The sequence below is a fragment of the Mesorhizobium sp. CA12 genome (genome assembly GCF_020165255.1).
Lineage (GTDB): Bacteria > Pseudomonadota > Alphaproteobacteria > Rhizobiales > Rhizobiaceae > Mesorhizobium.
The window spans coordinates 200,906-210,185 of sequence record NZ_JAIUHT010000011.1; the positions used below are offsets into that span (position 1 = coordinate 200,906).

The following is a 9,280-nucleotide window of genomic DNA, read 5'->3' on the forward strand; positions in this document are numbered from 1 at the left end:
TCAATACGCGTCGGCGTTATCGATGTTGAAATTGTAGAGTTTGCGGGCCGAGCCGTAGCGCTTGAACTCCGAGGCCTTGACGCCGGTCACGCCGGCCTTGTCGAGCAGGGCCTGCAGCAATTCGATATGCTCGGGCCGCATCTCCTTGGCGATGCAGTCGGCGCCGAGGCTCTCCACCTTGCCGCGCACGAAGAGCCGCGCCTCGTAGATGGAATCGCCCAGCGCGTCGCCGGCGTCGCCCAGCACCACGAGGTTGCCGGACTGCGCCATGAAGGCCGACATGTGGCCGATATTGCCGTGCACGACGATGTCGATGCCTTTCATCGAAATGCCGCAGCGCGACGAGGCATTGCCCTCGATGACCAGCAAGCCGCCGCGGCCGGTGGCGCCGGCATACTGGCTGGCGTCGCCCTTGATGACGATCGAGCCCGACATCATGTTCTCGCCGACGCCGGGGCCGGCCGAGCCGTGCACGGTGATCGCTGCGCCGTCATTCATGCCGGCGCAGTAATAGCCGACGCTGCCGCGCACATCGATGCTGACGGGCTGATCGACGCCGACCGCCACCGAATGGCTGCCCTTGGGGTTGAGCACTTCCCAGGCGGTCTCGTTCGAGCCGGCCGTGAGCTGGTGCAGCGCCTGGTTCAACTCGCGCAGCGAATGCACGGACAGGTCAAAGACGCGTGATGCCTGACTGTGGGCATGGCCTGGCTCGCGCTCGGCTTTCGACATTGGGGTTGCCGGCATCAGCTCAATGCTCCCAGAAATAAACGGTTGCGGGCTCGGGCTCCCAGACCCGCGCACTGTCGATGCCGGGCAGCTTGGTCAGCGCGCGATATTCGGAGCCGAAGGCGACATACTGGTCGGTCTCGGCCATCACGGCCGGCTTGCAGGCGATCGGATCGCGCACCACACCGAAGCCGTTCTTGGTGCCGACGACGAAGGTGAAGAAGCCGTCGAGGTCGGAGAGCGTGCCTTCCAGCGCCTCACCGAGATTCTTGCCATGCGCCATCCGGTTGGAGAGATAGGCAGCCGCCACCTCAGTGTCGTTCTCGGTCTCGAAGGTCATGCCGTCGCGGATCAGCTCGCGGCGTACATTGTTGTGATTGGAGAGCGAGCCGTTGTGCACCAGGCACTGGTCGGCGCCGGTCGAGAAAGGATGCGCGCCCATCGTCGTCACCGCCGATTCCGTCGCCATGCGGGTGTGGCCGATGCCATGCGTGCCGGTCATCGCGCGCACGCCGAAGCGGTCGACGACGGCTTCGGGCAGGCCGACTTCCTTGTAGATCTCCACCGCCTCGCCGGCGCCCATGATGCGGATGTCGGGTCGGAGCGTCTGCAGCGCCTCCCGCGCGGCGTCGACCTTGTCCGGCGTGGTCCGGATCACCGCATGCGTGGACTTGACCGCGACGCTGACCGGCGCGCTGATCGCCTTGGCGAGCTCGGCGTCGAGGCCGCGGAAATCGCGATCGGGCTTCGGCGACTGCACGGTGATCTTGGCTTCATTGCCGGTGGCTGCGCCATAGATGGCGATGCCGGCACTGTCCGGGCCGCGGTCGCTGAGCGACACCAGCATCTCCGACAGCATGGCGCCGAGCTTCGGCTCCAGCGCCTTGTCCTTCAAGAAAAGTCCGACGATTCCGCACATGCCAGCCTCCAACGTTTTTTGGCTCTCAGATGATGTACCCAATGAGTAAGCCGAATTCAATTGGTATGAAAAAAATTTTCCTGTGATTACATATTAGACGGCGCATTGCCCTCGGCACTATCGCCGCCCGGACGCGCCTTGTGAACCCAGATCGCATGGCGGATGCGCGCGATCCTATAGGCGTCGAGGATCGAGAGGGCATAGATCAGGAAACCCCCGGCATGGCGGCCGATGAAGCCGGCGTCGACCGGCGCCAGCTTGGTGGTTATCCAGCCAAGGATCACCATGAAGAACAGGAATTGCAGCCCGCGCGCCGGCACGCCGAGCATGACATGGCCGCTTGCCGGCAAGACGATCGCGGCGCCGAGCACGAGATAGGGATTCGCGGGAGCAGGGGTGGCGGCTTCGTCGCTCATGCGGCCCGCCTTTCGCGCCGGTTGATGGCTTGGCGAAGCGTCGAGGCTGCCTCGAGCAGCCGTTCGATCAAGGCCGGATCGATCCCGGCATCGCCGAACGCCGCCTGCCGGAACACACCGTAGCGAGCGCGCTCGGCCTCGGCCAGCAGCCAGACGATGCGCACGCCCTTCGGCGTTATCAGCAATTCCTTGGCGCGGCTTTCGGCAAAGATGTCTGTATGCGCGGCGATCAGATCCTGCGGGAAGGCGACGCCTCTGCGGTCCGTCCTGAGCACCGCGTCGGCGGGAAGGCCGAGCACCTTCGGCAGCGTGTGCGGCAGATGGTCGAAATTGGAGAATGTCGTCGCCGAATTCGGCCGCATCATCATGTCGAACGTGCCCGGCACCGCGACCGGCTCGGTGATCGAAACGCTGAGCCAGCGCGTCGGCAGCTTTCGCGTCGCCAGCGTGTCGACGATGGTCCGCACCTGGACGCGCTGACCGTTCCAGGAACCGGCCCAGGTGAGGACGCCGACCGTGCCGTCGGAAATGTCGGCGGCATCCGCAACGACGCTGCGGATGCTCGCCATATCGGCGGCAAAGGCCGCCTTCGCCCTGTTGCGGCTGGCGCGCGCCAGCCAGACAATATGAGCGGCGACGCCCAGTGCGATCGCCCCGGTAAGCAATACTGACGTCAGCTCGGACATTTCGATACGCCACGGCCCGCCATCGAACGGCGGGCCCTTACTCCACTCAATAACCCTGCGGCTTCGGCCACGGCATGGAGAACTGGTCGCCGCGCCGCACGAACTTGTAGCGGTAGAAGTGGAACCACAGCGAGATCAGGAAATAGAAGACGGTCATCGCGATCAGCTGCGAGCCGAAGCCGAGGAAGATGGCGAAGAAAGTCACCATGCACAGGCAGAAGAGCACGATCGCCGGCAGCGGGTGGAAGGGGTGCGTGTAGCCGCGGCGGATCGAACCCAGCGGCCACTTCTTGCGGAACTTCATGATGTTGATGCTCATGAAGGTGTATTGCAACACGCCCGACAGGATCGAGAAGGTGATCGCCTGGTTGAGATCGGCGATGAAGGCGAAGGCCAGCGCGATCGGCAGCAGGAACAGGATCGAGCGATAGGGCGTGCGATACTTCGGATGCACCGCCGAGAACCAGCTCGGCAGATAGCGGTCGCGGCCGAGCGAGAACCAGGCGCGCGCCGCGTCGTTGATGCAGCCATTGGCCGAAGCGAGCGCGGCCAGCAGCGTCGCGATGAAGAGCAGGTTTTCCAGCAGCGGGCTGCCGGTCAGCTTGCCGGCGTCCCATAGCGGATAATAGGTGATGCCGAGATATTCCCAGGGCATCAGCGAGGCGCAGACATACCAGGTCATCGCCGCGGCGATCAAAAGCGTGATCATGCCGGCCATGGTGCCGTAAGGCAGCGAGCGCGCCGGCGAGCGCACTTCCTCGGCGGCCTGGGTCGTGCCCTCGATGCCGAGATAATACCAGATGCCGAACTGGAAGGCGGCGATGACGCCGATCCAGCCATAGGGCAGCGCATTGGCGGGGGTGACCAGCTCGTTGAGCTTCAGCACCGCGCCTTGCGTCCACGGGCTGACGGAGAAGAACAGGATGACGATCGAGACATAGGCGATCGCGGTGATGACGAAGTTGACGTTGAGTGTCATCAGCACGCCGCGATAGTTGAGCCAGGCGAGCACGACGATGGTGGCGGCGATGAAGGAGTTGTGCGTCAGCCCCTCGACGCCGGCCTTGGCGACGATCGTGTCGCCGAGCAGGATCGCGTCCGACACTTCCAGCATGGTGTAGGCGAACACCAGGAACAGTGCGACGTTGAAGGCCATCAGCGGCCCGACGATATGCTTGGCCTGAGCATACTGGCCGCCGGCGGCGGCGACGGTGGACGTCACCTCCGAATCGATCATGGCGACCGAGGTGTAGAGCAGTCCGACGACCCAGCAGACAATCAGCGCGGCGAGCGCGCCGCCCTTGTCGGCGGAGAAATTCCAGCCGGTGAACTCGCCGACCAGCACGATGCCGACGCCGAGCGCCCACACATGCGCCGGGCCGAGCACCCGAAGCAGCGAGACCCTGTCGCCGTGGATTGTCGTCGTTTGTGCCGTTTCAACCGCAGCCGTCATGTCAGTCCCCACTCAGATCCGGTGTTTTTCGGAAACGGCTTCAAGCTCGCCTTCACGGGAAGACGTCAAAGTCTCCTCGGAATAGGTCGTATCGACCTTGAACCAGTCGTAGAGCATCCACGCCGCAAGCACGACCGAGATGCCCCAGCAAACGTAAGACAGTCCCATCCACATGATGTCTTCCCCGGTCTCTTTGTCGTCGAAAGTCTCTTTGTCGTCGAAGTCTATTTGTCGTCGAACTCTATTTGTCGTCGAACTTCTCGTTGATGACCTCGCGATATTCCTTATCGGAGGCGCGGAACAGGAAGACGAAATAGGCGATCAGCACGATCGCCATGATGATCAGCGTCGGCCAGTCGATGATGTAATGGAAGCGGTTCTGGATGATGTCGTGCGCCGTCTCCGGCGTGTAGCCGAGCTTCTCCCAGATCGACGCCATGGTCGCATTCTGGCCGAGCGCGTCCCAGGTCTTGGCGTCAAGCGGGTCGATCGACTTCGCCGCCCCGGCAAACCCGAGTTTCAGCGGCAGCCAGAGCGCCACAAAGATTGCGACCACCACGACCGCGATGTCGAGGATCTGTCCGGCCTTGCTCTGCTCCGGCGGGGTGTAGCGAGCCATGGTTTCTCCCTTCACGATTGGCGGTTGCGGGCGGCGTCGGCGTTCTTGATGTCGAGCCCGTAGATGAAGTCCTTGTCTTCCTTGTAGTGGTTGAGCATGGCGAGGATCGCGGCGGTGTTGAAGATCAGCACCGCGGCGGCTGCAACCGCCACCACGAGCTTGATGCCTCTATGCGGAATGTATGGCCACGTCATCAGGAGGACGAAGAGGATCGTTGCCCACAGGCATACGATCAGGAGCACGGACCCACGCACGTCGGAACGGTACAGCGCTTCGATGCGCTGCTGCATGTCGGACATCGGTTTTCCCCTTCTGGCGACGTCCGGCCACACAACCGACCGGGCGTCCACTCTTTCAACAGAGTGAAATTTTTTTCATAAATTCCGCTCGATTCCCGGAATTGTCAAGCCGGATTTACGCATCGTAAACCGTTTGTCATCGGGCAAGAAATTTGCCTGACAATGAAATTATTTGCTTCAAGGGGATTGCAGGGCTTCGCCGTTTGCGGTCAATATTCGGCCAAGCTCCGCCACCAAGCAGGAGCAGGGAACAGCAACGACTTAAATCGCACGGAGGACGATCGGATGACGGCATCCTGGAGATTCTCGACCTTGGCGGATCGCCATCGCGCGCTCGGCTCGAAACTCGAGGACTGGAGCGGCATGGGCACCGCCTGGACCTACGACAAGGATGCCGACGAGGAATATATCGCGATCCGCACCAAGGCCGGGCTGATGGACGTCTCCGGCCTGAAGAAGGTCCACATCACCGGGCCGCATGCCTCGCATCTCATCGACCTCGCCACGACGCGCGACGTCGAAAAGATCTATCCCGGCAAGTCGGCCTATGCCTGCATGCTGAACGAGGCCGGCAAATTCACCGACGATTGCATCCTCTACCGCATCAGCCCGAACTCGTGGATGGTCGTGCACGGCTCCGGCACCGGCCATGAGGAGCTGCAGCGGGCGGCGATGGGCCGCGATGTCTCGCTGCGCTTCGATGACAATCTGCACGACCTTTCGCTGCAAGGCCCGACCGCGGTTGACTATCTGGCCAAGCATGTGCCGGGCATCCGCGACCTCAACTATTTTCATCATATGCAGACGCAGCTCTTCGGCTTTCCGGTGATGATCTCGCGCACCGGCTACACCGGCGAGCGCGGCTACGAGATCTTCTGTCGCGGCCAGGATGCCGGCACGATCTGGGACAGGATCCTCGAGGAGGGCAAGAGCGCCGGGATCATTCCCTGCCGCTTCACCACGCTCGACATGCTGCGCGTCGAGAGCTATCTGCTCTTCTACCCTTACGACAATTCCCAAAAGTATCCGTTCGAGAACGAAGGCCCCGGCGACACGCTGTGGGAGCTCGGCCTCGACTTCACCGTCAGCCCCGGCAAGACCGGCTTCCGCGGCGCCGAGGAGCATTATCGGCTGAAGGGCAAGGAGCGCTTCAAGATCTACGGCGTGCTGCTCGACGGCAAGGAACCGGCGGATGAGGGCGCGCCCGTCTATCGCGACGGCAGACAAGTCGGCGTGGTGACCTGCGCCATGTATTCGCCGCTGGTCGAGAAATCGATGGGCATCGCTCGCCTCGACGTCGACTGCGCCGTCAAGGACACCAGGCTCGAGATTCGCAACAGGAGCGGCTCGATCAAAGCAACGGCGCAGCCCTTGCCGTTCGACGATCCCAAAAAGACCAAGCGCACGGCAAAAGGTTGAGGCATCATCAGCGGGAGGGCTTTCGGGGCACGAAGGAAAGAATGGCAGTCAAGACGATCATCAGCCGGCCCATTTACGGAACGCTGTCGCCGCAACCAGGCAAGCATCATCTGTTCATCGCCGATGCGGAAGGCGCGCTCGCGATAACGGACATGACCGGCAAGGCGCCGCCTGGCTTCTTCGACGGCGCCGAGATCGTCTTCATTCCGGGGCCCGAGGGGAAGCACATCGCCGCCCTCGAAGCGCTGAAGCCGATGCAACTTCACATCGCGCCGTCTTTCGCCAGCCTGTTGCCGCGGCTGAAGCAGACGCTGACCAACGCCCATATGGGCCTGCGCCTTTATCTTGCCGGCACCGAAGGCCTGATCGGCCAGGCAATGCAAGTAGCGCTCGAAGCCGGCATCGACCATACCTCCATTGCGACCGAGCATCGCGGCTCGCTGGCGCGGCGCATGCAATGCGTGCACTGCAAGGGCATCACCGAGAATGTAACGACGCAGCCGGCTACCTGCTCGCATTGCGGCCTGCTGCTTCTGGTGCGCGATCACTATTCGCGGCGCCTCGCGGCCTTCCAGGGCGTGTGCATCAATGCCGAGGATCGCTCCGAGATTCCTCCGATCGAGGAGGCCTTCCCATGAGCACCGGCACCACCAAGCTCGACGTCGTTGTCAGCGACGTCGTTCCCGTCAACGATCTCGTGACCCGCTTCCATTTCCGCCGTCGCGACGGCGAGCTGCTGCCGACCTTTTCCGGCGGCGCCCATGTCGTGGTCGAGATGCGCGACGGCGACCGCACCAGGCTCAATCCCTATTCGCTGATGGGCTCGCCGCTCGACACGCGCGAATACACGATCTCGGTGCGCCGAGACGATGCCGGCCGCGGCGGCTCGCTGTTCATGCACCGGCAGGTCAAGCCCGGGCTGGAGATGGTGATCAGCTATCCGGTCAATCTGTTCTCGCTGGATCTCCGGGCGAAGAAGCACCTGATGCTGGCCGGCGGCATCGGCATCACGCCTTTCATGGCGCAGACGTCGCAGCTGGCAGGCGCCGGCGGCAATTTCGAATTGCATTACACCTGCCGCACCGCCTCGCTCGGCACCTATGCCGATGTCCTGCAGCAGCGCTATGGCAACCGGGTCAGGCTCTACCACGACGACCGCGAGGAGCGCATCGACCTCGACCGGCTCTTGTCCTCGCAGCCGCTCGGCACGCATCTCTATGTCTGCGGCCCGGCCGGCATGATCAACTGGGTGCGTGACCGCGCGGCTAGCCTCGGATGGCCGCCGGAGACCGTGCATTTCGAGCATTTCGCGGCACCCCAGCCCGGCGCGCCGTTCGACGTGACCTTGGCCGTCAGCGGCAAGACGATCCGCGTCGGCGAGCAGCAGAGCCTGCTCGAGGCGATCGAAGCCGCCGGCGTCGACCCGCCTTATCTCTGCCGCGGCGGCGTTTGCGGCCAGTGCGAGACCAATGTGATCTCCTTCGACGGCAAGTTCATCCACAATGATCACTGGCTGAGCGAGGAAGACCACCGTTCCGGCTGCAAGATCATGCCTTGCGTCTCGCGCTTCGAGGGCAAGTCGCTGGTCCTGGAAAGATAGGAGGCGTCAATGGGCATCACCTTTCGCAAGGAAACGTTCCGGGACGACTACACGTTCAGGAACAGCCCGGAGCATATCCGGCGCTTTCCCTTCCCATTCAACGAAGACTCCTACATGTACGCGGTCAACATCGAGCCGCATGTGGTCGGCCCGAAGGGCAGCGTGCTCGAGAACCTGATCGACGTCGACGAGCACTATGTCGCCGAGATGCAGGACCGCGCGCTGGTGCTGGCCGAGGATCCACTGCGCTGCCAGTCGCTGCCGCATATGACGCTTGCCGGCTGGGACCTACTCGAGCTTCTGATGGAGCAGCAGGCGCTCGGTTATCCCGAGCACTTCACACTGGAGCGAAACGGCGATCGCTGGCGCTGGATCAACCGGCCGCTCGGCATCGACGACACCTTCACCTTCGGCGACACCTCGACGCTGCCCTACGGGCCGATGGAATACATCACCCGCCAGAGCCAGGGCGATTTCTGCATTCTCGACCAGCGCGACGGCAATTTGTGGATGGATGCCGGTATGGTCACCACTCAGGCCGACTGGTCGCTCGACTTCGACATCGGCATGAATTTCTTCGAATGGCATGCGCCGGTGCCGCTGGCGCATGAGAAGGGCATTTTCACCCGCGCGCTGAAATTCCTGACCAACATCCAGCAGGGCAAGCCGGCCAGGCGCCTCAACTGGACGATGACAATCAATCCGCGCCTCGACACCAGCCCCGAGAACTATCACAAATGGGGTCCGGACCGCGCCACGGTCACGCCCGAAAATGTCGGGCAGAAGGTGCATTTGCGCGTCGAGCTGCAAAGCTTCTGGCGGCTGCCGCGTTCAAACGCCATCGTCTTCCCGATCCGTTGCTATCTGATCAAGATGGACGAGCTGGTCACGCAGCCGAAATGGGCGCGCCGCCTGCACCGCGTCATCCGCGACCTGCCGGAAGAGCTCGCCACCTATAAGGGCTTGACACGATATAGGCCGACGCTGGTGGAATGGCTGTCGAAGCTTGACGACGGCAGCCCGACCAGCCCGGGATTTGGGCCGGATTGAAGACTTGGGTTCCTCGCCCCCGCAAAGCGGGGGAGAGGTGTCCGCGAAGCGGACGGAGAGGGGGCCTTCGTAGGGCGCTCCCCTCTCCGT

Annotated in this window: 12 protein-coding genes; 4 read left to right on the forward strand and 8 right to left on the reverse strand. The window is 63.0% G+C overall.

The features are described from left to right. The 8 genes from LB520_RS19555 to LB520_RS19590 form a co-directional block, all read right to left on the reverse strand. Complete coding sequence (locus LB520_RS19555; protein ID WP_224638556.1) at positions 1-732, reverse strand: GXGXG domain-containing protein; 732 nt, start codon at positions 730-732, stop codon at positions 1-3. A 19-nt stretch (positions 733-751) separates the two neighbouring features. After that, positions 752-1,648: a class II glutamine amidotransferase gene (locus tag LB520_RS19560; protein ID WP_224638545.1), complete on the reverse strand. Its 897-nt coding sequence runs from the start codon at positions 1,646-1,648 to the stop codon at positions 752-754. 86 nt (positions 1,649-1,734) lie between these two features. Further along, the gene (locus tag LB520_RS19565) at positions 1,735-2,064 is read right to left on the reverse strand and encodes a hypothetical protein (RefSeq protein WP_224638546.1); all 330 of its coding nucleotides are present in this window, start codon (positions 2,062-2,064) and stop codon (positions 1,735-1,737) included. Then, positions 2,061-2,750, reverse strand: coding sequence for a hypothetical protein (locus tag LB520_RS19570; RefSeq protein ID WP_224638547.1), 690 nt, complete (start codon positions 2,748-2,750; stop codon positions 2,061-2,063). Before LB520_RS19570 ends, LB520_RS19565 begins: the two co-directional genes overlap by 4 nt. Before the next feature lie 46 nt (positions 2,751-2,796). Continuing rightward, positions 2,797-4,203 carry an APC family permease gene (locus LB520_RS19575; RefSeq protein ID WP_224638548.1) on the reverse strand — a complete coding sequence of 469 codons (1,407 nt, stop codon included), beginning with the start codon at positions 4,201-4,203 and terminating at the stop codon, positions 2,797-2,799. Between the two features lie 12 nt (positions 4,204-4,215). Then, a complete protein-coding gene (locus tag LB520_RS19580; protein WP_095768770.1) occupies positions 4,216-4,377 on the reverse strand; it encodes a hypothetical protein in 162 nt (53 codons plus the stop codon). A gap of 67 nt (positions 4,378-4,444) precedes the next feature. Next, on the reverse strand, positions 4,445-4,822 hold the full coding sequence (locus tag LB520_RS19585) for a hypothetical protein (RefSeq protein WP_095768769.1): 378 nt from the start codon (positions 4,820-4,822) through the stop codon (positions 4,445-4,447). Between the two features lie 11 nt (positions 4,823-4,833). Beyond that, on the reverse strand, positions 4,834-5,121 hold the full coding sequence (locus LB520_RS19590; RefSeq protein ID WP_224638549.1) for a hypothetical protein: 288 nt from the start codon (positions 5,119-5,121) through the stop codon (positions 4,834-4,836). Positions 5,122-5,406: 285 nt separating this feature from the next. On the opposite strand from LB520_RS19590, the gene LB520_RS19595 reads away from it, so the two are divergent. Genes LB520_RS19595 through LB520_RS19610 form a run of 4 tightly spaced genes read left to right on the forward strand, consistent with a single transcriptional unit; the run spans position 5,407 to position 9,190 of the window. Further along, on the forward strand, positions 5,407-6,540 hold the full coding sequence (locus LB520_RS19595; RefSeq protein WP_224638550.1) for an aminomethyltransferase family protein: 1,134 nt from the start codon (positions 5,407-5,409) through the stop codon (positions 6,538-6,540). Positions 6,541-6,581: 41 nt separating this feature from the next. Then, positions 6,582-7,178, forward strand: a complete 597-nt coding sequence (locus tag LB520_RS19600) for a dimethylamine monooxygenase subunit DmmA family protein (protein WP_140844223.1) — start codon at positions 6,582-6,584, stop codon at positions 7,176-7,178. After that, a complete protein-coding gene (locus LB520_RS19605) occupies positions 7,175-8,140 on the forward strand; it encodes a PDR/VanB family oxidoreductase (RefSeq protein ID WP_224638551.1) in 966 nt (321 codons plus the stop codon). Before LB520_RS19600 ends, LB520_RS19605 begins: the two co-directional genes overlap by 4 nt. A gap of 9 nt (positions 8,141-8,149) precedes the next feature. Beyond that, positions 8,150-9,190: a heme-dependent oxidative N-demethylase family protein gene (locus tag LB520_RS19610; RefSeq protein ID WP_140747989.1), complete on the forward strand. Its 1,041-nt coding sequence runs from the start codon at positions 8,150-8,152 to the stop codon at positions 9,188-9,190. The last annotated feature ends 90 nt before the right edge of the window (positions 9,191-9,280 follow it).

Coding starts and splice junctions, on each gene's coding strand:
- LB520_RS19580 (WP_095768770.1), bottom strand. CDS start 4,377: ATGTGGATGGGACTGTCTTACGTTTGCTGGGGCATCTCGGTCGTGCTT.
- LB520_RS19585 (WP_095768769.1), bottom strand. CDS start 4,822: ATGGCTCGCTACACCCCGCCGGAGCAGAGCAAGGCCGGACAGATCCTC.
- LB520_RS19600 (WP_140844223.1), top strand. CDS start 6,582: ATGGCAGTCAAGACGATCATCAGCCGGCCCATTTACGGAACGCTGTCG.
- LB520_RS19605 (WP_224638551.1), top strand. CDS start 7,175: ATGAGCACCGGCACCACCAAGCTCGACGTCGTTGTCAGCGACGTCGTT.
- LB520_RS19570 (WP_224638547.1), bottom strand. CDS start 2,750: ATGTCCGAGCTGACGTCAGTATTGCTTACCGGGGCGATCGCACTGGGC.
- LB520_RS19565 (WP_224638546.1), bottom strand. CDS start 2,064: ATGAGCGACGAAGCCGCCACCCCTGCTCCCGCGAATCCCTATCTCGTG.
- LB520_RS19555 (WP_224638556.1), bottom strand. CDS start 732: ATGTCGAAAGCCGAGCGCGAGCCAGGCCATGCCCACAGTCAGGCATCA.
- LB520_RS19575 (WP_224638548.1), bottom strand. CDS start 4,203: ATGACGGCTGCGGTTGAAACGGCACAAACGACGACAATCCACGGCGAC.
- LB520_RS19595 (WP_224638550.1), top strand. CDS start 5,407: ATGACGGCATCCTGGAGATTCTCGACCTTGGCGGATCGCCATCGCGCG.
- LB520_RS19610 (WP_140747989.1), top strand. CDS start 8,150: ATGGGCATCACCTTTCGCAAGGAAACGTTCCGGGACGACTACACGTTC.
- LB520_RS19590 (WP_224638549.1), bottom strand. CDS start 5,121: ATGTCCGACATGCAGCAGCGCATCGAAGCGCTGTACCGTTCCGACGTG.
- LB520_RS19560 (WP_224638545.1), bottom strand. CDS start 1,648: ATGTGCGGAATCGTCGGACTTTTCTTGAAGGACAAGGCGCTGGAGCCG.